At 49.2% G+C, this 24,645-nt stretch carries 23 protein-coding genes and 1 tRNA gene; 9 read left to right on the top strand and 15 right to left on the bottom strand.

Annotation, left to right across the window (positions count from 1 at the left end; translation table 11 throughout):
• Window positions 1-39: 39 nt before the first annotated feature.
• A complete protein-coding gene (locus LCS67_RS03645) occupies window positions 40-366 on the bottom strand; it encodes a YggL family protein (protein ID WP_001107559.1) in 327 nt (108 codons plus the stop codon).
• Window positions 366-1,085, bottom strand: coding sequence for a tRNA (guanosine(46)-N7)-methyltransferase TrmB (trmB, locus tag LCS67_RS03640; RefSeq protein WP_000786890.1), 720 nt, complete (start codon window positions 1,083-1,085; stop codon window positions 366-368). The genes LCS67_RS03645 and trmB overlap by 1 nt, the downstream gene beginning before the upstream one ends.
• A 154-nt stretch (window positions 1,086-1,239) precedes the next feature.
• Between trmB and mutY the strand changes: the two genes are divergently transcribed.
• The 4 genes from mutY (at window position 1,240) to LCS67_RS03620 (ending at window position 5,266) form a co-directional block, all read left to right on the top strand.
• On the top strand, window positions 1,240-2,292 hold the full coding sequence (mutY, locus tag LCS67_RS03635) for an A/G-specific adenine glycosylase (protein WP_001148959.1): 1,053 nt from the start codon (window positions 1,240-1,242) through the stop codon (window positions 2,290-2,292).
• 27 nt (window positions 2,293-2,319) lie between these two features.
• Window positions 2,320-2,595, top strand: coding sequence for an oxidative damage protection protein (locus LCS67_RS03630; RefSeq protein WP_000091706.1), 276 nt, complete (start codon window positions 2,320-2,322; stop codon window positions 2,593-2,595).
• A 112-nt stretch (window positions 2,596-2,707) separates the two neighbouring features.
• Complete coding sequence (gene mltC, locus LCS67_RS03625) at window positions 2,708-3,793, top strand: membrane-bound lytic murein transglycosylase MltC (protein WP_000976289.1); 1,086 nt, start codon at window positions 2,708-2,710, stop codon at window positions 3,791-3,793.
• Window positions 3,794-4,009: 216 nt separating this feature from the next.
• Complete coding sequence (locus LCS67_RS03620; protein ID WP_001049805.1) at window positions 4,010-5,266, top strand: nucleoside permease; 1,257 nt, start codon at window positions 4,010-4,012, stop codon at window positions 5,264-5,266.
• 61 nt (window positions 5,267-5,327) lie between these two features.
• On the opposite strand, the gene LCS67_RS03615 is transcribed toward LCS67_RS03620, so the two are convergent.
• Window positions 5,328-7,463 (bottom strand): ornithine decarboxylase, encoded by a 2,136-nt coding sequence (locus LCS67_RS03615; RefSeq protein ID WP_000839721.1) that lies wholly within the window; start codon window positions 7,461-7,463, stop codon window positions 5,328-5,330.
• 425 nt (window positions 7,464-7,888) lie between these two features.
• Between LCS67_RS03615 and LCS67_RS03610 the strand changes: the two genes are divergently transcribed.
• Together LCS67_RS03610 and LCS67_RS03605 are read left to right on the top strand one after the other, a co-directional pair.
• On the top strand, window positions 7,889-8,596 hold the full coding sequence (locus LCS67_RS03610) for a DUF554 domain-containing protein (protein WP_000234464.1): 708 nt from the start codon (window positions 7,889-7,891) through the stop codon (window positions 8,594-8,596).
• 105 nt (window positions 8,597-8,701) lie between these two features.
• A tRNA-Phe gene (locus tag LCS67_RS03605) sits at window positions 8,702-8,777 on the top strand.
• Window positions 8,778-8,935: 158 nt separating this feature from the next.
• Here LCS67_RS03605 and LCS67_RS03600 read toward each other — a convergent pair.
• From LCS67_RS03600 to ripC, 4 genes are all read right to left on the bottom strand, one after another.
• Complete coding sequence (locus tag LCS67_RS03600; RefSeq protein ID WP_000582672.1) at window positions 8,936-9,316, bottom strand: VOC family protein; 381 nt, start codon at window positions 9,314-9,316, stop codon at window positions 8,936-8,938.
• 64 nt (window positions 9,317-9,380) lie between these two features.
• Entirely contained in the window at window positions 9,381-10,706 is a 1,326-nt protein-coding gene (ripA, locus tag LCS67_RS03595; protein WP_000982337.1) for an itaconate CoA-transferase RipA/Ict, read from the bottom strand.
• Between the two features lie 24 nt (window positions 10,707-10,730).
• Window positions 10,731-11,258 (bottom strand): (R)-specific enoyl-CoA hydratase RipB/Ich, encoded by a 528-nt coding sequence (gene ripB, locus LCS67_RS03590; RefSeq protein WP_001094308.1) that lies wholly within the window; start codon window positions 11,256-11,258, stop codon window positions 10,731-10,733.
• A 23-nt stretch (window positions 11,259-11,281) separates the two neighbouring features.
• Window positions 11,282-12,124 carry an itaconate degradation C-C-lyase RipC gene (gene ripC / locus LCS67_RS03585; protein WP_001112897.1) on the bottom strand — a complete coding sequence of 281 codons (843 nt, stop codon included), beginning with the start codon at window positions 12,122-12,124 and terminating at the stop codon, window positions 11,282-11,284.
• 91 nt (window positions 12,125-12,215) lie between these two features.
• Between ripC and ripR the strand changes: the two genes are divergently transcribed.
• On the top strand, window positions 12,216-13,094 hold the full coding sequence (ripR, locus tag LCS67_RS03580) for an itaconate degradation transcriptional regulator RipR (RefSeq protein WP_000423178.1): 879 nt from the start codon (window positions 12,216-12,218) through the stop codon (window positions 13,092-13,094).
• Between the two features lie 47 nt (window positions 13,095-13,141).
• Here ripR and LCS67_RS03575 read toward each other — a convergent pair whose 3' ends face one another.
• Both LCS67_RS03575 and LCS67_RS03570 read right to left on the bottom strand, forming a co-directional pair.
• Complete coding sequence (locus LCS67_RS03575) at window positions 13,142-14,881, bottom strand: arylsulfatase (protein WP_000745171.1); 1,740 nt, start codon at window positions 14,879-14,881, stop codon at window positions 13,142-13,144.
• A gap of 68 nt (window positions 14,882-14,949) precedes the next feature.
• A complete protein-coding gene (locus tag LCS67_RS03570; RefSeq protein ID WP_000933446.1) occupies window positions 14,950-16,134 on the bottom strand; it encodes an anaerobic sulfatase maturase in 1,185 nt (394 codons plus the stop codon).
• Window positions 16,135-16,644: 510 nt separating this feature from the next.
• On the opposite strand from LCS67_RS03570, the gene LCS67_RS03565 reads away from it, so the two are divergent.
• Window positions 16,645-17,328, top strand: coding sequence for a helix-turn-helix transcriptional regulator (locus LCS67_RS03565; RefSeq protein ID WP_001275356.1), 684 nt, complete (start codon window positions 16,645-16,647; stop codon window positions 17,326-17,328).
• A 104-nt stretch (window positions 17,329-17,432) separates the two neighbouring features.
• Here LCS67_RS03565 and LCS67_RS03560 read toward each other — a convergent pair whose 3' ends face one another.
• The 4 genes from LCS67_RS03560 to LCS67_RS03545 form a co-directional block, all read right to left on the bottom strand.
• Window positions 17,433-17,990, bottom strand: a complete 558-nt coding sequence (locus LCS67_RS03560) for a DUF3156 family protein (protein WP_000100109.1) — start codon at window positions 17,988-17,990, stop codon at window positions 17,433-17,435.
• Window positions 17,968-19,467 carry an APC family permease gene (locus LCS67_RS03555; RefSeq protein WP_000475960.1) on the bottom strand — a complete coding sequence of 500 codons (1,500 nt, stop codon included), beginning with the start codon at window positions 19,465-19,467 and terminating at the stop codon, window positions 17,968-17,970. Before LCS67_RS03555 ends, LCS67_RS03560 begins: the two co-directional genes overlap by 23 nt.
• A gap of 208 nt (window positions 19,468-19,675) precedes the next feature.
• Entirely contained in the window at window positions 19,676-20,050 is a 375-nt protein-coding gene (locus LCS67_RS03550; protein ID WP_000542984.1) for a cupin domain-containing protein, read from the bottom strand.
• A gap of 14 nt (window positions 20,051-20,064) precedes the next feature.
• A complete protein-coding gene (locus tag LCS67_RS03545) occupies window positions 20,065-21,366 on the bottom strand; it encodes an NAD(P)/FAD-dependent oxidoreductase (RefSeq protein WP_001092825.1) in 1,302 nt (433 codons plus the stop codon).
• Between the two features lie 161 nt (window positions 21,367-21,527).
• Here LCS67_RS03545 and LCS67_RS03540 point away from each other — a divergent pair, with 161 nt between their 5' ends.
• Window positions 21,528-23,012 carry an NAD-dependent phenylacetaldehyde dehydrogenase gene (locus LCS67_RS03540; RefSeq protein WP_001286382.1) on the top strand — a complete coding sequence of 495 codons (1,485 nt, stop codon included), beginning with the start codon at window positions 21,528-21,530 and terminating at the stop codon, window positions 23,010-23,012.
• 135 nt (window positions 23,013-23,147) lie between these two features.
• On the opposite strand, the gene iraD is transcribed toward LCS67_RS03540, so the two are convergent.
• Window positions 23,148-23,528, bottom strand: coding sequence for an anti-adapter protein IraD (iraD, locus tag LCS67_RS03535; RefSeq protein ID WP_001543513.1), 381 nt, complete (start codon window positions 23,526-23,528; stop codon window positions 23,148-23,150).
• Complete coding sequence (locus LCS67_RS03530; protein ID WP_000338753.1) at window positions 23,528-24,013, bottom strand: Hcp family type VI secretion system effector; 486 nt, start codon at window positions 24,011-24,013, stop codon at window positions 23,528-23,530. Before LCS67_RS03530 ends, iraD begins: the two co-directional genes overlap by 1 nt.
• Window positions 24,014-24,645: the final 632 nt, after the last annotated feature.

The following is a 24,645-nucleotide window of genomic DNA, read 5'->3' as shown; positions in this document are numbered from 1 at the left end:
CAAGACAAAGCGGGCCGGCATTTGCCGACCCTGTACTCATTAGTCCCACCAAACGTCGAAAAGTTCGCTGGTTCGGACTTCTTCAAGGTTGCGCGCTTCCAGCCACTTACGCACAATCGCCTGATGTTCTTCGGTACATTTACCGATTTCCTGCATACAAATCAGCCCTTCCCAGGCCAGGTAGCCGCTGCCGTCAAACGCCAGTTTATTAGGCTCAATAACGTCATTAATAAAGTCATCGACAGTCTTATCGATCTGCTCTTCAGATGTACCTTCCGGAAAACGCCATGCCACCGAAAATCCTAATTCCTGGAATTCGTCAATGTGCATTTTTTTACGCAGACGACGACTACGGTTCTTTGCCATTATTTCACCCTCTCGAACATTAAGTCCCATACGCCATGACCAAGACGATGGCCACGTTGTTCAAATTTCGTTACCGGGCGCGATTCCGGGCGCGGTACATAATCATTGCTCTCTGACAGATTTTTGTACCCGTCGATAGAAGACATGACTTCAAGCATGTGTTCCGCATACGCTTCCCAGTCGGTCGCCATATGGAAAACGCCGCCCAATTTCAGCTTGCTCAATACCAGTTCAGCAAACGGCACCTGAACGATACGGCGTTTATTATGACGCGCTTTATGCCACGGGTCAGGGAAAAAGAGCTGAACCATCGATAAAGAATTGTCAGGAATCATTTTATGCAACACTTCTACCGCGTCGTGGCACATGACGCGCAGGTTTTCAACGCCCTCTTCATGAGCGGACGCCAGACATGCGCCGACGCCGGGTGAATGCACTTCAATGCCGAGGAAATTCTGCTCCGGGCGCGCTTTCGCCATCGCCACGAGAGACGCCCCCATGCCAAAACCAATCTCCAGCGTCACCGGCGCTTCGCGACCAAACAACGTGGCGAAATCTACCGGCGCTTCGCTGAACTCGACGCCCATCACCGGCCAGTAGTTTTCCAGCGCGTGTTCTTGCCCCTTTGTCAGTCGCCCCTGGCGACGAACAAAACTACGAATACGGCGCAGCGGGCGACCGTTTTCATCAAATTCCGGTGAAATGACGTCGTTTTTCATAAAAGTGTAGTCTGCTGTGTTTGAGTTCTGAAAACGGGCATTATCCAAAGTTAGTTGCCGGATGCAAGCATGAAGCGCACTGCGGAAAGTTCCGGTTTACACCCTGCGGCCTCTGTGCTGCAATCTTGCCCCCGGCAATAATGAATGAGTTTCCATGCAAGCGTCTCAATTTTCAGCCCAGGTTCTGGACTGGTACGACAAATACGGGCGGAAAACGCTGCCCTGGCAAATTAACAAGACGCCTTACAAAGTATGGCTCTCGGAAGTCATGTTGCAACAAACGCAGGTGACGACGGTGATTCCTTACTTTGAGCGATTTATGGCGCGCTTTCCCACGGTGACGGATTTAGCGAATGCGCCGCTGGATGAAGTGCTCCATTTATGGACCGGGCTCGGCTATTACGCCCGCGCGCGTAATTTGCATAAAGCGGCGCAACAGGTAGCGACGCTTCACGGTGGAGAATTCCCGCAAACTTTTGCCGAAATCGCCGCGCTCCCCGGCGTCGGACGTTCAACCGCCGGCGCAATTCTCTCCCTCGCGTTAGGTAAACATTATCCGATTCTTGATGGAAACGTTAAACGTGTGCTGGCTCGCTGTTATGCTGTTAGCGGCTGGCCTGGAAAAAAAGAGGTGGAGAATACGCTGTGGACGTTGAGCGAGCAAGTGACGCCCGCACGCGGCGTGGAGCGTTTTAATCAGGCGATGATGGATCTGGGCGCGATGGTTTGTACGCGTTCAAAGCCAAAGTGCACCCTGTGTCCGCTGCAAAACGGTTGTATCGCCGCTGCGCATGAAAGCTGGTCACGCTATCCGGGCAAGAAACCGAAACAGACGTTACCGGAGCGGACGGGTTACTTTTTATTGTTACAGCATAATCAGGAGATTTTCCTGGCGCAGCGCCCTCCCAGCGGTTTATGGGGCGGACTCTACTGCTTCCCGCAGTTCGCCAGCGAAGATGAATTACGTGAATGGCTGGCGCAACGGCATGTTAACGCTGATAATTTGACCCAGCTTAACGCGTTTCGCCACACATTTAGCCATTTCCACCTGGATATTGTGCCTATGTGGCTTCCCGTGTCGTCACTGGACGCCTGCATGGATGAAGGCAGCGCGCTCTGGTATAACTTAGCGCAACCGCCGTCAGTCGGACTGGCGGCCCCCGTGGAGCGCTTGTTACAGCAGTTACGTACCGGAGCGCCAGTTTAACGCTCCGGTCGATGAAGAGGATGACTTATGAGCAGAACGATTTTTTGTACTTACCTGCAACGCGACGCTGAAGGGCAAGATTTTCAGCTCTACCCTGGCGAACTGGGAAAACGTATCTATAACGAGATCTCTAAGGACGCGTGGGCGCAGTGGCAGCATAAGCAGACCATGTTGATTAACGAGAAAAAGCTCAACATGATGAACGCCGAGCACCGTAAGCTGCTGGAACAGGAGATGGTGAGCTTCCTGTTCGAAGGCAAAGACGTTCATATCGAAGGTTATACGCCGGAAGATAAAAAATAGGCCCGTTGCTGAATGAGGCTGCGCTTATTCGGCCTGTGAGTTATGCCGGATAAGCTCTTAGCGCCGCTGCCCGGCAACATGGCATAACGACAACACAACATGCACTCCCGGAATGATGAAAAAATTACTCGCGCTTGCTGTTATTGCGCCGTTGCTCATCTCCTGCTCCAGTTCGACCAAAAAAGGCGAGACGTATAATGAAGCCTGGGTCAAGGATACCAACGGCTTTGATATTTTGATGGGGCAATTTGCCAACAATATTGAAAATCTGTGGGGATATAAGGAAGTCCTGATCGCCGGGCCGAAAGACTACGTCAAATATACCGATCAGTTCCAGACCCGTAGCCACATCAACTTTGATGATGGGACCATTACCGTTGAAACCATCGCCGGGACGGAACCTACCGCACATCTGCGCCGGGCCATTATTAAAACGTTGCTCATGGGTGACGACCCAACCTCCGTCGATCTTTACTCCGATGTCGATGACATAAAAATTTCTAAAGAACCCTTCCTGTATGGTCAGGTCCTCGACAATACCGGCCAGCCTATTCGCTGGGAAGGCCGCGCCACGACATTCGCGGATTACTTGCTGAAAACGCGGCTCAAAAGCCGCAGTAACGGCCTGCGTATTATTTACAGCGTCACCATTAATCTGGTGCCGAACCACCTTGATAAACGCGCGCATAAATACATTGGCATGGTACGCCAGGCCTCCCGTAAATACGGCGTTGACGAGTCGCTGATTCTGGCGATTATGCAAACGGAGTCCTCGTTCAACCCGTATGCGGTCAGCCACGCGGATGCGCTGGGCCTGATGCAGGTGGTGCAACACAGCGCCGGGAAAGATGTTTTCCGTTCTCAGGGTAAGTCCGGCACGCCAAGCCGTAACTTCCTGTTCGACCCCGCCAGCAATATCGATACCGGCACAGCGTATCTGGCGATGTTGAATAATGTCTATCTGAGCGGTATTGAGAATCCGACGTCGCGGCGCTATGCGGTCATTACCGCCTACAATGGCGGCGCAGGCAGCGTATTACGCGTATTCTCGAACGATAAAATTCAGGCCGCGAATATGATTAACCGCATGTCGCCGGGGGATGTGTACCAGATATTAACCACCCGACATCCATCTGCGGAGTCGCGCCGCTATCTGTATAAGGTGAATTCCGCCCAGCGATCGTATCGCCGCCGATAAACCATCGCATCCCGCCTCTGGCTGGCACAGGACAGCGGCGGGAAAGGCAAAAGTGTTAACTCCGTCACCATTTTACCTTGCAATCAGAAATTGTTTGCAAATATTTGTCACAGGTAACAAAAAAAGCCCGCCTCTCATTGATAGAATCACACCAAATCACAACGGCAAATGTGCCTTTTAAAACATTCATCCGCTCTCAGGTGTGAGGAAATTAACATGAATCTTAAGCTGCAGCTTAAAATACTTTCTTTTCTGCAGTTCTGTCTGTGGGGAAGCTGGCTCACTACCCTGGGCTCGTATATGTTCGTCACCTTAAAATTTGACGGCGCATCTATTGGCGCAGTTTATAGTTCACTGGGGATTGCCGCCGTCTTTATGCCGACCTTGCTAGGCATTGTGGCTGACAAATGGCTGAGCGCGAAATGGGTCTATGCCCTGTGTCATGTTGTCGGCGCCATCACGCTATTCATGGCCGCGGAAGTCACTACGCCTGGGGCGATGTTCTTTGTGATCCTGCTTAACTCGTTGGCCTATATGCCGACGTTGGGCTTGATCAATACCATATCGTATTACCGCCTGCAGTCTGCCGGCATGGATATTGTGACTGACTTCCCACCTATCCGTATCTGGGGTACCATTGGCTTTATTCTGGCGATGTGGGGCGTGAGTTTCTCCGGTTTCGAGCTGAGCCATATGCAGCTTTATATCGGCGCGACGCTTTCTGTTCTGCTGGTACTGTTTACCTTTACCCTGCCGCACATTCCGGTGGCGAACCAACAGAAAAACCAGAGCTGGACATCAATGCTGGGCCTTGACGCTTTTGCGCTGTTTAAAAATAAGCGGATGGCGATTTTCTTCATCTTCTCCATGATGCTGGGCGCGGAACTGCAGATCACCAACATGTTTGGCAACACCTTCCTGCATAGCTTTGATAAAGATCCGCTATTCGCCAGTAGCTTTATCGTGCAGCACGCCTCGGTGATGATGTCGATTTCGCAGATTTCTGAAACGTTATTCATCCTGACCATTCCGTTCTTCCTGAGCCGTTATGGTATTAAGAACGTTATGCTTATCAGTATTGTGGCGTGGATGCTGCGTTTCGGCCTGTTCGCTTATGGCGACCCGACGCCGTTCGGTACCGTTCTGCTGGTACTGTCGATGATTGTGTACGGCTGCGCCTTCGATTTCTTCAACATTTCTGGCTCGGTGTTTGTCGAAAAAGAAGTACGCCCGGAAATCCGCGCCAGCGCGCAGGGGATGTTCCTGATGATGACCAACGGCTTCGGCTGTATCCTGGGCGGCATTGTGAGCGGTAAAGTGGTGGAGTATTACACTCAAAACGGCATTACCGACTGGCAGACCGTGTGGCTCATCTTCGCAGGCTACTCGCTGGTGCTGGCCTTCGCGTTCGTAGCCTTGTTCAAATACAAACACGTTCGCGTTCCGGCGGTTTCGCAACCCGTTGCACATTAATCCTTGCCCTGTTTCGCAGGCCGGATAAGGCGTAAATGCCTTATCCGGCCTGCAGGCAACGTTACTTTAAAACATATCCGTACAAGCGTTGAATTCCATCGGCATCGGTCTCGCTATATACCCCCTGCAATTCCGGCGAAAAACCGGGCAACAGATTGATGCCCTCTTCCAGCGCCAAAAAATAACGCTGCGCCGCGCCGCCCCAAATCTCCCCCGGCACCACGCACAGTACGCCCGGCGGGTATGGCAATGCCCCCTCGGCAGCAATACGCCCGTCCGCCTCGCTGATACGCACCAGCTCTACATCGCCGCGAATAAAGGCGCTGTTGGCGTCCTGTGGGTTCATCGCCACATGCGGCAGGCTTTCTTTGCGGAACATCGCTTTTTGCAGATCCTTAACGTCAAAGCTAACGTACAGGTTGTGCATCTCCTGACATAGCTCACGCAGGGTGTAATCGCGGTAGCGCACCGGGTATTTCTGAAAAACCGTCGGCAATACATCCGCAAGCGGCGTATCGTCTTCAATGTGCCGTTCAAATTGCGCCAGCATCGCGACCAGCCGCGCCAGTTTCTCTTCGCTCTCAGCGGGTGTCAGCAAGAACAGAATCGAGTTGAGATCGCACTTCTCAGGCACAATACCGTTCTCACGCAGATAGTGGGCGAGAATGGTCGCCGGGATGCCGAATTCGGTGTACTGCCCACTATCGGCATCAATACCTGGCGTGGTCAGTAACAGTTTACAGGGGTCGACAAAATACTGGTCATCCGCATAACCCTCAAAGCCATGCCATTTCGCCCCGGGCTCAAAACTGAAGAAACGACGATTGCTGGCAATGGTCTCCGTCGGATATGCCTGCCACGGCTTGCCGTCAACAACCAGTGGGATAAAGGGCTGAAGCAGTTTGCAACGGGCGAGAATGGCTTTACGCGCATCAATGCCCAGCGCAACGCACTCCGCCCACAGGCGGCGACCGCTCTCCCCTTCGTGGATTTTGGCATTGATATCCAGCGCCGCAAACAGCGGGTAGAACGGACTGGTCGAGGCGTGCAACATGAAGGCGTTGTTCAGGCGTTTGTGCGGGCAAAAACGCGCCTGGCCGCGAATATGGTTATCTTTTTTGTGGATCTGCGAGGTTTGTGAGAACCCCGCCTGTTGCTTATGTACCGATTGGGTCACAAAGATCCCAGGGTCGTTTTCATTAAGCTCCAGCCGCAACGGCGAGGTATCCGCCATCATATTGATAAACTGCTCATAGCCTACCCACGCGGAGTCAAACAGAATGTAATCGCAGAGATGCCCGATTTTATCCACCACCTGACGGGCGTTGTAAATAGTGCCGTCATAGGTACCCAGCTGAATGATCGCCAGGCGGAACGGACGCGATGCATCGGCGCTTTCCGGCATCACGTCACGAATCTGGTCGCGCAGGTACGTTTCATCAAAACAGTGCGCATCAATACCACCGATAAAACCAAACGGGTTACGCGCTGCTTCAAGATAGACTGGCGTCGCCCCGGCCTGAATCAGGGCGCCGTGGTGGTTGGATTTGTGATTATTACGATCAAACAGCACCAGATCGCCGCGCGTCAGCAGGGCGTTGGTGACCACTTTATTCGCCGCCGAAGTCCCATTCAGCACAAAGTAGGTTTTATCCGCATTAAACACTTTTGCCGCAAATTTCTGCGCGTGTTTGGCAGAACCTTCATGTATGAGCAGATCGCCAAGTTTCACATCGGCGTTACACATATCCGCACGAAACAGGTTTTCACCAAAAAAGTCATAAAAATGGCGGCCTGCGGGATGTTTTCTAAAAAACTCGCCATGCTGGTGCCCCGGGCAAGCAAAGGTACTATTCCCCATGTCGACATACTGGGTCAGGGTGCCATAAAAGGGCGGCAGAAGTTCTGCTTCGTAGAGACAGGCAGCGTTTTCCAGCTCCAGCCATTCCTGCGCGTTCCCACCTATTACCGCCGTAACGCCGACAGGCGCGCTGACGGGTTCATCCGCAAGCATAAACACCGGCAGGTGAAAACCGGTGCGTTTAAGCAACGCCAGAATACCGCTACGGCTGTCGGCAGTGGTAATGACGACTGCGGCCACATCGGTAAAGTCGGTACTGTCCAGCGCCACTACGTTTCGGTGGGTGGAGAGACGGGGGATGAGTTCACCGCTGGCGGCAATATTCATTGATTTCATAAGCGCAAATACCCGTTTCGGGAGTAGAGTAACCCCGGACAAAGCCCGATGCCTTGCCCAACGAGATGCCGGGTCAAACTGGATACCAGCTCCGACCGCCAGACATCAGTAAAAACAGACTGTTTCTGATTTTACTGTTGTCCTGCAGTGAGCGTGCGCTGCCCTCACCGCATAGCGGGGACGACAAAAAAAAGGAAAGAAAGGGGCAAACCTCGCGCAGTCAGGCGACAGTGAAGACAATATAAAGGCGCTATGTTCATCCCGGCGAGCCCCATGCTGGCAGGAGAAATTTCGCGCAATCATGGCACCTTTCACCAGACGGCGCAAGGTAAAATCAGCGCTCTATACGTCACAGATAGTCAAGCTATTAACAGCTTAATCGCGTGATAATAAGGCAATTTGAAAGACAAATAACAGGAGTCATTGTGGTAATTGGACCTTTTATTAACGCTGGCGCAATTTTATTCGGCGGCGTTATTGGCGCGCTGTTAAGTCAGCGTCTGCCAGAACGGATTCGCGTCTCAATGACGTCTATTTTTGGTCTGTGCTCTCTGGGTATTGGCATTCTGCTGGTGATGAAGTGCGCTAATCTTCCGGTGATGGTGCTGGCGACGCTGGTCGGCGCGCTTATCGGCGAGTTTTGTTTGCTGGAAAAAGGCATTAATGGCGCAGTCGCGAAAATCCAACAATTATTTATGGCATCGGGTAAGAAGCCAACACACGACTCATTTATTCAAAGTTACGTCGCTATCATTGTACTTTTTTGCGCCAGCGGCACCGGTATTTTCGGCGCGATGCATGAAGGGATGACTGGCGATCCAAACATTTTGATCGCTAAATCTTTTCTGGATTTTTTCACTGCCATTATTTTCGCCTGTTCGCTTGGCATCGCCGTTTCGGCGATTTGCGCGCCGATGTTGATTATCCAGTTAACGCTTGCCGCCTGCGCCACCCTCATTCTTCCACTGACCACGCCGGCAATGATGGACGACTTTAGCGCTGTAGGCGGACTGCTGCTGGTGGCGACCGGCTTGCGTGTATGTGGAATCAAAATGTTTCCGGTAGTGAATATGCTCCCGGCGCTGTTGCTGGCGATGCCGATTTCCGCCGCATGGGCGATGTTTTTTGCCTGATTCTGCGTGCAATAGCAACAAAGTGGTGATAGATTGTGCAGTCTACGTTGATTTGAAGAAATTTCGTTGACGAAGCGAGGCGATTACGGTTTAATGCGCCTCGTTGCCCGGATAGCTCAGTCGGTAGAGCAGGGGATTGAAAATCCCCGTGTCCTTGGTTCGATTCCGAGTCCGGGCACCACCTTTCCTTTTTTACGCTTTCTTATGAATTCCTCGATGTCTTCAAGTCAATAAGTTTGAACATAGACTCTTTCCAGAAATTATTGCCATATGATCTCCATTAGACCAATATAAACGGATGCGTGATCATAATAAAGGCAGTAATAGTAAGTTTTAACATTAAACATACTGCGAAATTTCAATTAAGTTTCCATCAGGGTCCCTGATGTAGATAGACATTATCTCGCCTGTGGCTCCAGTTCTCTCAACCGGGCCTTCAACAATGGGAATGCCTGCCTGTAAGATCTCAGACACAACATCATTTATCGGTGTCGATGTAATAAAACATAAATCGGCAGATCCCGGCGTTGGTCTACTCGCTTTTGGTTCGAACTCCATTTCTTGCTGATGGAGGTTAATTTTTTGCGCTCCAAATATTAACGCTTTTCTGTTTTGTTTAAATGTTACCGCAGAAAAACCAAGTACCTCTTCGTAGAATCTTATTGTGGTTGATATATCAGATACCGTTAATACAAGGTGATCAATTCTGTCAATTATCATTTGAATAGACTCATGATGTTTATATTTTAGGGATGCTACATTAAAAAATAGCATTAACCTACTTTTAAATCAGATGCATTTTTTTTGCATCTACTCTAAGTTGCTGCCGAAAATTGGGATGTGCCAATTCAATGATGCTGAGCGCACGCTCGGTTGAAGAGAGCCCCTTCAGGTTTACGGAGCCAAATTCAGTGACTATCCAGTGCGTATCCGTTCGTGGGGTTGTTACAGGCCCCTCAAGGCGGGGAACAATACGAGAAATCGTATCATTCGCGGCCGTTGAGCGGGTCGTAATAATGGAACGACCTCCTTTAGATGCATATGCGCCTCTGACAAAATCCAATTGCCCTCCTGAAGCGCTGTACTGGTGTCCAAGCAAATATTCAGAGTTACAGGCACCAGTGAGATCGATTTGTAAGGTAGCGTTAATGGAGACAACATTCTCATTTTGCGCAATGATCCCCGGATCGTTAACATAATCGACAGGCCGACTAAAAAAAGAGGGGTTGTCGTTGAGATAGTCATACATATCCTTTTGTCCCATAGCAAAAGTAAATACAGACATTCCCCGGTCGATATTTTTACGCTGGTTGGTAACGACGCCTTGTTGAATCAAACTTACCAACCCCGGATTCAGCGCCTCTGTATGGACCCCCAGATCATTATGTTCCTTGAGCGCATTACAGATGAGCTCCGGTAATGCGCCGACCCCCATCTGGAGACAAGCGCCATCTGGCACAAGAGAAGCGATAATCTGACTGATAGCAATATCTTCGGCTACGGCAGTACGTATTGGTAGTTCAATTAAAGGGACATGGTTTTCAACAATGGCGTCAATTTCTGAAATATGGATTGCAGCACCTTCTCCATGAACGCGCGGCATATATTTGTTAACTTCGACAATAAGCTTTTTAGCTGTCCTCGCAATCCGGGTGGAATAATCGTTTCCAGTTCCAAAATTAAAATAGCCATACTTATCCATAGGGGACACGGTGTGAATAAAGGTATCAATACCAATATCATCAGCCAGTAATCGCGTCGCCTGATGAAAATTTGAAGGTACATAGTTAACTATTTTTCGCCCGGAACTCTCAATCCCCTGACGTATTAAAGCCCGTTCAATACCGGTAATAAACATACTGTAGAGATGAATATAGTCACTTAGCTCATAACGGAAAATAGTGTTCCCGGCAATGCTGGCTGTTTCATAACAGTAAACCCGCAGATCGTTGATTTCTCCCCTTTTCGCTCGCTTTGCCAGCGCATTCAGCAAAGCTGGAGGCTCTGCTGCAAACATTCCCATAGAGAGGTGACTGCCGGAGGTAATTAAAGTAACCGCCTCGTCAGGCGTCACGCATTTTTCGGCATACACTGCATTAACATTCATCATGACTCTAAACCTCAGGGCGATTTCTCAATAAGCGGCGTCTTCTTCAGGCGAACATCCACAGCAATAAACTAACATTGTTCGTTCGAAGCGCATGACCTCTACACCATTCTGATTAATGCCACATGTCCGAACGGTAACGATGCCTTGTCCCGGGCGACTATTTGACAGGCGTTTGCTGAGTACAGTGCTTTCAGCATAAAGTGTATCCCCTGCGAAAACCGGATGGACGGCTTGTACCTTATCCCAGCCAAGATTGGCCACGACCCTGGCGCTGACAGTACGCACGCTCATACCGGTTAAAAGCGCCAGAGTGAACGTTGAATCAACCAGTAACTTTTTCCATTCCGTTTTGCTGGCGTAAGCCGCATCGAAATGGACCGGCTGCACATTGAGAGTGAGCAGGGTAAACCACACATTATCGGCGTCCAGAACCGTCCGGCCGGGACGATGTTCAAAAACATCACCGGGATGAAAATCCTCCCAGTAAAGACCCGAAATTTCTCGGTAGCGCCCCTCGCTAATGGTTTTATAAGCGGGTAATAACGTGTTCATAATCAATTCCTCTGTTAATAAAATCAGGAAAAGATCCCTGCCCGGGCGAGTAATCTCCGGGCCTGACGGGCAACGGCTGCATCTATCATCATGCCGCTAACGATCCCGACGCCTTTGGCATTCTCTGTCAGTACTGCACGAGCATGATTAATTTCTGCCGTTGTAGGAGTAAATGCGGCGTTGATTACACTAATCTGAGCGGGGTGAATAGCCGATTTTGCAGAAAAACCAAAACTGAGCGCCTGCAGCGTTTCCTCTTTCAGACCTGAAAAATCGCCTATATCAAAGAAGGGAGCATCTATTGCAAGAAGCCCTTTCATAGCGCAGGCAGCCACTATTCTGGCCCGCGCCAGCGCAAGAGGCTCCCAGGCGGGTGTGGCGCCAATGTCAGCCGCCATATCTGCGGCGCCAAACATCAACCCGCAGAGTCTGGGGGTGGCGTCCGCAATAGACTCTACGGCATTAAGTCCGACAACTGACTCAATAATGCCAATAAGGCGAGTATCAGAACCAGCCATCATGATAAGACTATCCACGATTTGCAGGTGCGCGGCTGACTCTGTTTTCGGAAGAATAATGTAATCAGGAAAAAAACGGCATTCCAGTAACATATGCAGGTCTTCAATGCCAGCATGAGTATTCATTCCATTAATTCTTAATGCTATTTTCAGCGATGAGTTTGGTCGGGATGAAAGGAACTGCATCGCAATTTTCCGGGCCTGCGCCTTGTCATTCGGGGTGACGGAATCTTCAAGATCGATAATAGAAATGTCCGCCGCACTTTCAACTGCTTTTATGAAACGTTCTGGTCGAATTGCTGGGGTAAAAAGCCAGCTACGTGTCGGTGTATGAGAAATATCGGGCATATTGCACCTCCTGTTAACCTCACTATGCGCTCGCTGGTTTCATTCTTCCAATATATGATGGTGCCATTCTTAATTGCTTTTGGAGATGAGGATGGAACTGCGCCATATTCGCTATTTTCTCGCCGTCGCTGAAGAGCGGCATTTCACGCGGGCTGCGACAAAAGTAGGCATAGGTCAGCCGCCGCTAAGCCAACAGATTAAGGATCTGGAAAGAGAGCTGGGAGCGCAGCTATTCCGGAGAGTGCCTCATGGCGCGGAATTAACCGAGGCTGGAAAAGCATTTTATGATGTTGTTAAAGGGATGCCTGCTACCGCGACAAGAGCCGTGCTGGCAGCGCAGCGTGTTGCCAGGGGGGAATCGGGCGTGTTAAGGGTGGGTTTTACTGCCTCTGCGGCATTTAACAGTGTGGTGCCCGGCGCAATCCGTACTTTCAAGCGGGCTTATCCTGACGTTCGTTTGCAGCTTGAGGAAGGAAATACAACTCAACTGGCTGATGAATTGAATGAAGGATCGCTGGATGTTGCCTTTCTGAGACCCGGTTTTACAGGCAATGAACGGTTCCAGCTCAGGTTACTGTCTGAAGAGCCAATGGTTATTGTGCTGGCAGAAACGCATCCTGCTGCGGCGTGTAAACAGATTGCACTCTCGATTCTCAAAGATGAGTTTTTTTTACTCTTCCCACGTGAAATCGGCCTGTCGCTTTATGACGTAGTGATCGAGGCCTGCGGTAAAGCGGGCTTTGAACCGAAAATTGGTCAACTCGTGCCGCAAATTTCGTCAGTCATTAACCTTGTGTCGGCAGAGATGGGCGTGTCGATGGTTCCAGATTCAATGAGACAGGTTAATGTCAAGGGAGTAGTATACCGCCCCGTTGCAGACCAGATGCCCGTCGCAAAGCTGGCTCTGGCATACCGGCGCGGCGATACATCACCAACGCTGAGAAACTTCATCCTGAAAGTCACTGGCTGAATGCGGTTATGTGAGCGTTGAATAATCATTTGAAACGTAACCAATAATTATTGGTCCGATTTTGTGTCTAAAGGAATCGCTAACGGAGCAGGAACTGGCTGCAATGTCTGTGGATCGACAGCCAGATAACGCCCGGTTTTACTGTCGATACCCACATAATCGATAAGCTTGCCTTTGGCATAAAGCACCATTGTCTGTTTTGCAAATGCCTCATATGCACTGCTCAGTATTTTCACTTTATCCACATAATCTGCTGCGAGATTATGCGTTTCCAGGGGGTCACGTTGCAGGTTGAATAATTCCCATGGCGCATTACCCGCCTGTGGGAATACTGTGACAAGACGACGCAATTTCCATTCCCCATCTATCCAGGCCGCCTGATTATGGAGTTCAACACCATATTGTGTGCGAGGCGCGTGCAGACTTTCACCGGTCAGATAGCGTTTAAAACTCACGCCGATCATTGGCAGTGTCGGTCTTTCAGATAATGATTTACTGACATCAATACCTGCAAATTCATAGAGCGTGGGCGCGACATCATACGCCGCCATTGTGGCGTTATCTATGGCGCCATTATGGATGATACCAGGACCGGAAATCATAAAACTGGTATTAATTCCCCCCTGACCGCTGGTCGTTTTGTGATAGCGACCATAAGGCGCATTGCTGACATCAGCCCAGTGTGGACCATAAGAGATAAATGAATTTTTACGACCAATATTTTCGTAACGATTATCGAATTGCTTCCAAAAATCCGGTTCAGATTCATAGTGAAAGCCCTCCGCCGGATTCACCCCATTATCACTTAAGAAGACCAGAATCGTGTTTTTATCGCGCCCGGTCTTTTTTAACGTCTCAATAACGGTACCAATCTGTGCATCCATATTGGCGATCATAGCAGCGTAAACCTGCATCACCTTCGCCGTATATTTCTGCTGTTCCGGGGTCATCGCCTGCCATTCTTTATCAAGTTCCAGTCCTGGCAGAGGTATGTCATCACGCAGGAAACCCAGTTTCTTCAAACGAGCAATACGCTGACGATAGACGTCTGCATAGCCCTGTTCATACTGATTTTTAAAACGACTAATCCATTCATCCGGCGCCTGCAGAGGATCATGTGGCGCAGTAAAGGCCAACCACGCGAAGATAGGTTGTTCCCGTGGCGTCTCGCTGATCCAGCGATTAATCTGGCTGGCATAGGCTTCGCTGGAGTAAAAACTGGAGGGCAGTGAAATGCGCTGATTGTCACGGGTATAATAGGTATGAAATATCTCCACGGTTCCCAGCGGCACGGCATCATCAAAGTGACTGGCGCCTCCCCCCATCAAGGCGAAAGAATGACGAAAGCCCCGATCTTTTGGCGTCGAGCCTGGCGTAAAACCAAGATGCCATTTACCCGCCATCAGCGTATTGTAACCAGCATCTTTAAAGCGTTCAGCCATGGTCGTCACCCGATCAGTCAGGCGCAATTCATAGCCTTCCTTACCTATGGTATTTTCATACCACCACATACCGCCTATACCCGCTTGCTGACTGGTGTTCCCGGTTAATAGCATCGCACGGGCGGGAGCAGACATGGGAGACGTGTAATATTGACTCATCCGCACGCCGTTCTCAGCCATCGCCTGCAAATTAGGCGTTGGGATTTCCCCACCGAAGGGAGTGATATCAGAATATCCCATATCATCAGCGATAATCACGATAATATCAGGACGTTCGTTTTGCGTACTGTGCGCCGTACCGGAGAAGATAATGCTGAGTGTGGCAAGTGTTACTTGTTTTTTCACGGCTTATTCTCCATTTCAGACTACGGATGTTGTACAAGAGCGGCGGGCAAATGCGGCAAGATGGACCATCAGCCCGAAAATCTGCCCATAACGTCAGCACGCCAGGCTTTCAGTCCATTCAGATTCCGGGGCCAGGCGCGTAGCGGAGCCAGAATCTCAGTGAAAAAAGAGTAATAGCCGCTACAAAGTCGGTTGTAGCCGGCACTGTTGATATGTGCGGGGCAGCCTCCCTGGCAGACTATTTTCACAGAACACCGTTGACACTCCCGGCGCTGGCTTTTCTTAATACCAAAGGGAAGCCGGGTTGCGGTATCTACGGCTGGCGCTAACATATTATTAGAAAGCTGTCCCAGGTAATGCTGGCTATTAATCAGATGATCGCAGGCATAGAGTTTGCCGTCCGGCTCCATGACCAGATTCGTTCCGCAGCGGGCGGAATGGACACAGGTGGCGCTGATATGCGTAAAATATTGTGCCCATGCCTGTTCAATGTTGATCACAAAAACCCGTCCCATATCGCCGCGTTTGCGCCATTGACGCCAGATATCAATCATGAAACGCCCCCAGTTATCCGCACTCAATTGGTAATTTTGCTGTAGGGCGTTGCCTTCGTTCATCAGTGGCTGAAATTGCAGATAACGAGCGCCAAGGCTAACAACATGATCGTAGATGGCTGCCGCATGGCTAGCCATGTCATCATGCACGACAATCAGTACGTTAAAATCGACTCGATAGTGTTGTAACAATGTGATTCCCCGCAACACCGCCGGATAACTGGACTCGCCGCGTTTGCCCGGACGATGGTAATTTTGCAAGTCTTCACTGCCCTCAAGACTGATGCCAATAGTAAAATTATTGTCGCGAAACAGACGACACCAGGCATCGTTTAACAACGTCGCGTTCGTTTGCAGACTATTACTGATCGTCACGCCGTCAGGCGCATATCGTTGTTGAAGCGCTATTACCTTTTTATAAAAACCGATTCCGGCTAAAAGCGGTTCACCGCCTTGCCAGACAAAATTAATTTCACGCGCACTGGCAGGTTGCGCCGCAATATAGCGACAAATAAAAACCTCCAGCGTTGATTCATTCATTTTTTCTACGGGCGTTTCGCCCTGTGGGTAATAACAATAGCGGCAGGCCAGATTACATGCAGGGCCTATGGGTTTTGCCAAAATATGAAAGGGTATCTGCGCGCGATATTCAGTCATTACGGGGATTTGTTGTTGCCGTAATGTGTTGAGATTCAACATTATTCTGTCCTGTAATTGTCATTTCTGATGCGGAGACATGACTCACATTTCGCAATAGCGTCCGTCTGGTGCTGCGGGCAGAATGCCGCAAGCAAGCTTTATCTATTGATACGCCGGTTTTCTGCATAGCGAATGACGCTATTGAAACGTTATTTAGCAAATCCTGTCTGAGCCAGAAATTAAGTCTCTGTTAACCTGCGCTATTACAGAAAATCATAGAACAGTCGTCTCAAAAGAATATCGTCCTGAAGGACGAGAACCCACGGCATTTTCAGGAGATGAGTCAACCGCGACAGAAAAAATTATATTAATAATTTTAAATTATTTTTTAGAAAACCAAACAGGATTTAAATTAAAACTGTTTTATTTCAAATATTTATAAAAAATACCGTAACACGCATCACATTATTAACATGTGAATGATTGTGTTAATCGAATGTAAATTGTATGTTTCAACATACCACTATTTTACTGCGTCCCGGCGCGCTCATCCGGATGGAAGGAGATAACATGTCAGCCTTATCAACTACTGGCCATAATGACGGGATCACTCTCCATTGCTTACAGAGCATTGCGCAACTCATTCCTCTGTCGTCGGCGGTTTTTTATCGTGTTAATGCTTATTTAAAGCCGGAAGCCTATGTTTTACATAACATTTCTAATAGCACACACCAACAATATCTGGAGCATTTTCAACCATTAGACCCGCTATCGCCTTCCCGGTTCGGCCAGCAGGTTATTACCGTAGCGACGATGACGCCCGGTATCTGTGCCCGTCATCGCCATTATTATCATGAATTTATGCTACCTAATCATGTGTGCGACATGATTGAGATCTTTATTCGTCGGGGCCATCGTATTATCGCGGGCATTTCATTAATGCGCGATATACCTTTTTCCAGCGAAGAGCGTTTGCGAGCCCAGGCAGTACAACCATTACTGGGACTGGCAATTCATGATTCTCTTCAGGAAGACAACAATCTGGCGTCAATATTGACCGCAAAAGAGCGTGAAATTGTGGGAATGGTCTGCGAAGGGGCCAGTAACAAATTGATTGCCCGTCAGTTGAATATATCTCTCTCAACAGTGAAAACGCATTTACGTAATATTTTTGCTAAAACAGAAGTGATAAATCGCACGGAACTGGTTTCCCGAACCAGAATGTCCTCGGTACAACATTCACAGCATATGTGAAAGCGTGCTTTTTACCCCGCGTCAATTGCGGGTCTTTTCCCCATGTGTCATATATGCCTGAATTAATACCACTCTCTGAGCTGATGCCTCAATAAAATGTCATATTATCTGGCGTCGGTATCCTGTTGCAGCCATTGATTCATGGCCTGATTGATCATATTTATCACACTCAGCAGAAGAACACGCTGGTGTCGCTCAAGCCGCAGATAACGGCGCAGCGGCGGCATTTTACAAACCACTTCGCTCGCAGCCCATAGCTCAATGCTGCAATACCATTCCTTATGATGTAAAACCAGCGTGAACCGACGATAATCCAGTTCACTCAGAGCCTGTTGTAAATTGGGGAAACGATTAAGATAGTTAATCAGCCCGGCGGTACTTTTGCTGCCAGTAAAAATGACGGGATAACGTTTCAGCCATCCGGGCTGATGAACGCGAATTTTGCCCTGCAAAGGATAATTGATTGTGCCTTTCACCCTGAATTCACAACTGTGAATACTGGCCATGAATAACCGTTTTTGCTGAACATGGCAGATAACCTGGGTAAATGCATTCAGATGCAGCACGGCGCTATGTTCGGTCAATTTTTCACAACGCCAGCCGCTCAAATCACGTAACACCATGTTCATTAATGTGCTCTTAAACCAGGGGACGGAGGACATCTGGCGTCATCTCTTCATTGTTTCGCTTTTCATAATTGCCCATCGCCCGTTCCACGACCTCTTCTACCGGAAGTGGGAGGAAAGGATTAACCCGTTGCACACATAATGTCCAGAATAAGGCATAGGCGGCAGTCAATCCAAGCATAATACCGAATGGTATAAGTACATCCCGACTGTTCATTCCTGGAGGCGCGATATTAATAATGGCGATAATAATACCCACGCTCGAAATAATCTGAGGTAAGGGGAACCAGGGGGCCCGGTAAGCGCGTGGCAAATCGGGGCGCCGAATACGTAAGATAACGACCGATAACGTTACCAGCAGATAAGCTACCCCCCAGGCGCAGACCGCAGCGAGGATCAGCGGAACAATGTGGTCGATATCACCGTTCAGATACCAGGCATGTAAACAGGGGATCGCAACACCGAATGCGATGGCGATGACCGGTGTTTTAAAGCGGGGGTGCAACCAGGTTAGAAACCGCGGCAAAGCGCCGTCCAGCGCCATGCCGTATATAATACGCGGTACTGCCGCCATCAGCGTATTAATTGTCGCACATCCCGCTAACAACAACCCCACGCCCAGCCAGTATTGCCCGACATGTCCCATGACACGATTGGCAAAGGCGGGAATAGCCATCGGCGTATCCAGTAAAAAGATATGGTTTGCCGCATCGACAACCACATTATTTACCTGCCGGTTAATCGCAGCGCCATAGAGGAACATACAACCTGCCACCGCTAAAAGGCCAAGCGCCATCGCTCTGGGGATCGTACGATGCGCTTTTTTAATTTCCGGCGCCATTGGCGTTACCAGTTCACAACCGACGAACATAAACATCGCCATGCCAATATAACCAAACAGGCCAGAAAGATTACTGACATCAAGCGGTGCGCCAAACCACCCAGAATGATGAGTGACCGGGGATAACAGGATCCCGCATAAACCGAAGATGGTCAGGGTAGTCCACATACCGAAAGTAAGAAATACTTCCACCTTGCCAAATACTTCAACACCAATGGCATTCAGTAACCCGAAAACCACTACCATGCCGACGCCAACCATCCAGGTATTGTGCTGCATGGCCACGTGTTCGCTAACAGACTCAAAGTTCACCAGCGCCATGACGCCAGCGAGAATCGTTTCTGCCGTGCCGGCAAAAATGTGTACGATCAGGTAAGCGCAAAGCGCACCGGTGATAGCGAAAAAACGCCCCATTCCGCAGGAAATATAGTCGTAGACGGAGCCAGTTGTGGGAATAAGCGTTGCCGCTTCGGCAAAGGTGGTAATCTGCGCTTGCATCATAATAAATGCCAGTAATACCGCAAGGGCAAAGGTATCTCCCCCTGAGCCAAAACCACTGGTCACGGTCAGGATCACCGGGCTTGCCATAATCAGCCCGACGGAGCTGGCAAGCGTCGTGGGGAAACCAATAACGCCACGTTCAAGATGGCTGGCAAGTCTGTTTTTAAACATGGTCAACCTCTTCACTATTATTACAACAATAAATTACCGCTCCGGAATAACGCTTATTTATGGCAGGCAGCGCATCTAACAGGTATCGTCCTGAAGAGGGATAACGGTAAATAACGTTGTGACGCCGTCCCCGCATGCGCTAATAGCAAGTGGGGAGCGCGTTATTCTCCCCAGTGATGCCAACGCTACTGACGAACAATTAAAGGATTCAACCCTGTTTGTGGCTTTCAACGTTTGCCAGATAATGTTTTACAAAACGGGGCGTTAAAACTTTCCATGCCACTTCGGTTCCCTGTTCAACAAACCAACTATCGCCTGGTGAAAAACGTATCGGTTCCTGACCCGCAACAGTGAGTTCCACTTCCCCTTCCAGCACGGTTGCGTGCTCGGTAAAGGGATAAATCATAGTGAAACCGCCGCGGGTCGATGAAAACAGTCCACAGGTAAATACATCCTCAGGTTTACCGTAAATCATCGCAACGGCGACCTGGGGATCGCCTTCTGTTGGCAACGCCCCTAACAGGCTGACACTCCCGACTGGCTGTAATTCAGGAACAGGTTGATTGAGTTTAAAAGCGTGCATTAATGTTCTCCTGGTTAATTCCGGCCTTTCCAGAAACCGGCTGTTTGATGTATCAGTTTTCCCGCACTGACCAGCAATAGACGTAAACTGTCGCGACCATAAATTGTCGCGTGGGGAATGCTACTCATCAGACGATACCGCTCGGAACCGCCATTTATTCCTTCGGCCAGGATTTTGCATACAATATGGGAAGGCGTGACGCCAAATCCGGAATAACCCTGAACATAAAAAACATTATTGTGTTCACGAAGCGTGCCAATCTGCGGAAACAGATTCGCGCTACAGGCCATCGGTCCGCCCCAGGCAAAATCGATTTTAACGTCTTTCAAATAAGGGAAGACCTCCGTCAACAGAGTGCGGTTCCAGGCAGCAAAATCGTGCGGGGTATATTCAAGAAACCTTGTGGCGCTGCCAAACAGCAGACGGTTTTCTTTTGTGAGACGGTAGTAATTTATAACCGGGCGGATATCGCTAAAAGCCCCGCGCAAGGGACTGATCCGCTCAACAAGCTCGCTGGAGAGAGGTTCTGTAGAGACCTGATAAGAATAAGTAACCAGCGTTTTCTTATAAATTTCTGGTTCCAGATTATTGAGAAAACTATCACAGGCCCACAGCAATTTGGCTGCTTTTACGCTGCCCATCGCAGTACGTACCCGCACAGTTTTACCGTAACTGACCTCAACCACAGGTGAATATTCGAATATCTTCACCCCCAGCGAATTCGCAGCCTGAGCGGAGCCCAGCAATAAATTCAGCGAGTGGACATGCCCTCCCCCCATATGCTTGAGAACACCGCAGTAGACGTCGGAACCGATAACCTGCTGCACGTCTTTACCGGTATAGAGTTCAATATCGTCTTCCGGCGTAGCGGCTTTGAATTCTTTTTCCCATTGTTGCAGCGTTTTTAACTGCCGCTGGTTGTAGGCCAGATAACCATATCCGGGGACAAAATCAGCATCAATATGGTATTTACGAATTCGCTCCCGAATAATACCCGCGCCGAGGTTCGAGATTTTAAACAGCGTCTCCATTCCCGCTGCGCCTACATATTTTTTAACGGCTTCGATGTCGTGACCTATACCGGCCATTACCTGACCGCCGTTTCGTCCGGTGCCGCCATACCCAAGATGACGGGCTTCCAGAACGACAACATTAGTGATCCCCTGCTCCGCCAGTTCCAGCGCGGTATTGATGCCTGAAAAGCCACCGCCAATGATCACCACATCGGCATCAATATCCTCTTGCAAAGCAGGAAAATGCAACGGGTATTTTTTCGTCGCGCCGTAGTAATTCAACGCATCGATTTTTGTATTCATCGCGTTACCTTGTCATCACGCTTGACTAAGAGCGCTATCACAGCACGGTAACGTTTTACAAAATATCGTCCGGAAGAATGACGTTCTTTGGAACGATATTCAGCTCCGAAAAAGTATGTTGGGATGGAAAAACGTACATTCCTAACCTACAGGCACTTCTGATGAGCGATGTGACATTACTTGCCGAAGTAACGACTTTTTTACGCCAACGACACGGACAATTTATTGCAGGTGAACGTCAGGCCGGAAACGGCACGAACTTTTCGGTCACTAACCCAGCCACCGGCAAAATCATCGCCGACGTTGTGTCGGCAACCCCTGCGCAGGCAGAAGAGGCCATGCAGAGCGCCAGACGGGCGTTTGATGTCTGGCGTAAAATGCCAACGTTACAACGCGGCGCATTACTGCTGAAACTGGCTGATACTCTTGCCGCTCATCGTGAAGAGTTAGCTCAGCTGGAAAGCGTCTGTTCAGGTAAAACGATTCTGCTGTCGCGCGGTCTTGAACTCGATCAGTCAGTGGCCTTCCTGCGTTACTTTGCCGGTTGGGCAGGAAAAATAACCGGTGAAACGCTGAATGTCTCCCTGCCATCAATGGGAGAAGAGAGATACACAGCGTTTACCCAACGCCAACCCATTGGCGTGGTCGTCGGTATTGTGCCGTGGAATTTCTCAATTATGATTGCTATCTGGAAGCTGGCCGCAGCGCTGGTATGTGGCTGCACCATCGTCATTAAACCAAGTGAATATACCCCGCTGACACTGCTGCGAGTCGCTGAACTGGCTAAAGAGGCAGGTTTCCCTGATGGCGTAATTAACGTGGTAAACGGTGCTGGCGGTGAGATAGCGCAACAGCTGATCGCGCATCCAGATTGCGCCAAAGTGAGTTTCACCGGGTCAGTCGCGACAGGTGAGAAAGTCCGGCGTTCGGCAACATCGTCAGGAAAACGCGTTACCCTCGAACTGGGAGGGAAAAATGCGGCGCTGTTTCTCAATGATCTCTCGGCACAAGCCATGGTCAACGGTATTCTTGAAGCCGGTTATCTGAATCAAGGACAGATTTGTGCTGCCGCAGAGCGTTTTTATCTGCCCCAGGAAAAACTGGATACAGTCATGACGCTCCTCAGGCAACGGTTATCGGAGATCGTGCCCGGGTCGCCTTTAGATGAAAAAACGGTGATGGGCCCGCTGGCGAATCAGGTTCAGCTTGAAAAAGTGCTGCGTCTGATTCAAATCGCACGGGAAGAAGGGGATACCATTGTTTACGGCGGTGAAACTTTACCCGGCGAAGGGTACTTTTTACAGCCGACGGCGGTAAAAGTGCGTAGTAAAAACAGTACGCTGATGCACGAGGAGACCTTTGGCCCTGTCTGTAGCTTTATCGGTTATCAGAATGAAAAAGAGGCGCTTTCGCATATCAACGCTTCGCCATTTGGCCTTGCAGCAAGTGTGTGGTCGGAAAATATGTCTAAGGCATTACGCTACGCTGAAGATATTGATGCTGGCATGGTGTGGGTCAATATGCATACCTTCCTCGATCCTGCGGTACCCTTTGGAGGGATGAAAGGATCGGGCATTGGTCGTGAATTTGGTAGCGCGTTTATTGATGACTATACCGAACTTAAATCTGTCATGGTCCGTTATTAACCATCCTGAAAATGATGCAGGCAGATCAACCATACCGAAAGGTGGACTGCCTGCCTGATTATCAGGTTCGCTCGCTGCGTTTTATTGCTTTTGGGGTAATGTAAAACGCCCGGCCCGGCGTTCTTTTCTGCATTACTAGCGCCATCTACCGTTAGAGTAGGCTATCTCCAGTCTTAACGGTTCAGACTCATCCTGTAACATCGCTTCCAAAGACAACGCCAGCGTCTGATGATGGGCATCTTTTACACTGACTTTCAGCATGTTGATGCTCGGTTCATAACGTAAAATAGCAGCGCGAAGCTCACGGCAAAACCAGTTGAGAACCCGTTTGTCACCCACATTCACCTCGTGCCATTCCGGCATACCCCGAGTGAGCAGCGGCGGTAATGTCTCGCCACCTGCCACAGCGCAAGAGTTGAATAAACACATTAACTTGCGGCGTACCAATTCATGTGGGCTTATCCCCTCAACCAAGAGCCTGTCGAATAGCGCGACCGGAATGGTTGGCGTCATCATCATTTCCCTATCTGGTCCATCGCCAGATCCCATACTGACGTTCTGGACTCCTGTTGAGCGCCGTCTGATTTCTCGGCAGTGATTTGCCATTCGATTTTCGTGAAGTTCAGCGACATCGTTTCCACCGGCTTACCGCCGGCGCCGCCGCTAACACTGAGTTGTGATATCAGCACGTTTGTCAGGGTATAAACGATAAGCGACCGCATTTTGCCGTCGTCATTGCGGCACAACGTCAGCACCGCGGTTCTAATTAGCCTCCCGCTACAGCAGTACTCATTGAGCACAGGCGTGGCGAGGTCGACAAATTTGGTGAGCGACATTTCACCAACATGCGCACGCCCGGAAGTCCGCTCAGTGAGGCTAACATCGTTATTTACCTGCATTGCCACATTGTGGCTATAAGACATGATCTCTATCTGATCTTCAAAGCCTTCAACCTGGCTTTCGCCTTTGATATTGTCGAGCTTTAAAAAAATCGCATCCATGATTTATCTCCTTGTTGATCAGGTGGCAGTTCAGCAGCCAGACGAATACCAGCAGCCAACGCTTGTGACTCTTATTAAAAGCGCAACTACCAAAAAACACAGCGTGAAAAGCGCCAGGTTTGCAGGGATTTTACCAACGTTTACCCACGTCTGATAAACGTTATTCCGCTGGTTGCAATGCAATAGAGGGTTTTGGCCCGCTGTGGCCAAATACAATTGAGGTTATACTGAACGCTCTCTGCCATATTCAATCCCTTTTATCGCAAAGTATCCCTGGTGCCGGTATCACAGCGTCATTATTCAAAAATTGACATTTCAGAATAATAATCAGCTATATATAAAAAACACATCAAAAAGCAAATATCAACTTAATTTTTACTTATTTAATAAAAAAACCCAAATTGATTTACATCAATTAACACATACAAAAACACTAAAAATCAAAGCGTTAAATAAAAATTAATCACTATGGAAATTTTATTTTTCTTAATACTCACATTATAAATGTTATTTGCTTATTTTCCTGTGAACACTAAAAAATGATTTAAATCAAAAAACAAACTATTCTCGTTGATTAACGTTTTGACCGAAATAAAAAAGATTTTATACGTCCCGGGATAGTCTCCCTTTCT

This window comes from Salmonella sp. A7, assembly GCF_020181675.1.
GTDB classification, from domain to species: Bacteria; Pseudomonadota; Gammaproteobacteria; order Enterobacterales; family Enterobacteriaceae; genus Salmonella; species Salmonella enterica.
The sequence above is the reverse complement of the archived record's forward strand: the minus strand, read 5'-3'. Positions and strand labels throughout refer to the sequence as shown.

Excerpts from the sequence above, each read along its gene's own strand:
- LCS67_RS03645 (WP_001107559.1), bottom strand. The coding sequence starts at position 366 with ATGGCAAAGAACCGTAGTCGTCGTCTGCGTAAAAAAATGCACATTGAC.
- trmB (WP_000786890.1), bottom strand. The coding sequence starts at position 1,085 with ATGAAAAACGACGTCATTTCACCGGAATTTGATGAAAACGGTCGCCCG.
- mutY (WP_001148959.1), top strand. The coding sequence starts at position 1,240 with ATGCAAGCGTCTCAATTTTCAGCCCAGGTTCTGGACTGGTACGACAAA.
- LCS67_RS03630 (WP_000091706.1), top strand. The coding sequence starts at position 2,320 with ATGAGCAGAACGATTTTTTGTACTTACCTGCAACGCGACGCTGAAGGG.
- mltC (WP_000976289.1), top strand. The coding sequence starts at position 2,708 with ATGATGAAAAAATTACTCGCGCTTGCTGTTATTGCGCCGTTGCTCATC.
- LCS67_RS03620 (WP_001049805.1), top strand. The coding sequence starts at position 4,010 with ATGAATCTTAAGCTGCAGCTTAAAATACTTTCTTTTCTGCAGTTCTGT.
- LCS67_RS03615 (WP_000839721.1), bottom strand. The coding sequence starts at position 7,463 with ATGAAATCAATGAATATTGCCGCCAGCGGTGAACTCATCCCCCGTCTC.
- LCS67_RS03600 (WP_000582672.1), bottom strand. The coding sequence starts at position 9,316 with ATGATAATTGACAGAATTGATCACCTTGTATTAACGGTATCTGATATA.
- ripA (WP_000982337.1), bottom strand. The coding sequence starts at position 10,706 with ATGATGAATGTTAATGCAGTGTATGCCGAAAAATGCGTGACGCCTGAC.
- ripB (WP_001094308.1), bottom strand. The coding sequence starts at position 11,258 with ATGAACACGTTATTACCCGCTTATAAAACCATTAGCGAGGGGCGCTAC.
- ripC (WP_001112897.1), bottom strand. The coding sequence starts at position 12,124 with ATGCCCGATATTTCTCATACACCGACACGTAGCTGGCTTTTTACCCCA.
- ripR (WP_000423178.1), top strand. The coding sequence starts at position 12,216 with ATGGAACTGCGCCATATTCGCTATTTTCTCGCCGTCGCTGAAGAGCGG.
- LCS67_RS03570 (WP_000933446.1), bottom strand. The coding sequence starts at position 16,134 with ATGTTGAATCTCAACACATTACGGCAACAACAAATCCCCGTAATGACT.
- LCS67_RS03565 (WP_001275356.1), top strand. The coding sequence starts at position 16,645 with ATGTCAGCCTTATCAACTACTGGCCATAATGACGGGATCACTCTCCAT.
- LCS67_RS03560 (WP_000100109.1), bottom strand. The coding sequence starts at position 17,990 with ATGTCCTCCGTCCCCTGGTTTAAGAGCACATTAATGAACATGGTGTTA.
- LCS67_RS03555 (WP_000475960.1), bottom strand. The coding sequence starts at position 19,467 with ATGTTTAAAAACAGACTTGCCAGCCATCTTGAACGTGGCGTTATTGGT.
- LCS67_RS03550 (WP_000542984.1), bottom strand. The coding sequence starts at position 20,050 with ATGCACGCTTTTAAACTCAATCAACCTGTTCCTGAATTACAGCCAGTC.
- LCS67_RS03545 (WP_001092825.1), bottom strand. The coding sequence starts at position 21,366 with ATGAATACAAAAATCGATGCGTTGAATTACTACGGCGCGACGAAAAAA.
- LCS67_RS03540 (WP_001286382.1), top strand. The coding sequence starts at position 21,528 with ATGAGCGATGTGACATTACTTGCCGAAGTAACGACTTTTTTACGCCAA.
- iraD (WP_001543513.1), bottom strand. The coding sequence starts at position 23,528 with ATGATGACGCCAACCATTCCGGTCGCGCTATTCGACAGGCTCTTGGTT.
- LCS67_RS03530 (WP_000338753.1), bottom strand. The coding sequence starts at position 24,013 with ATGGATGCGATTTTTTTAAAGCTCGACAATATCAAAGGCGAAAGCCAG.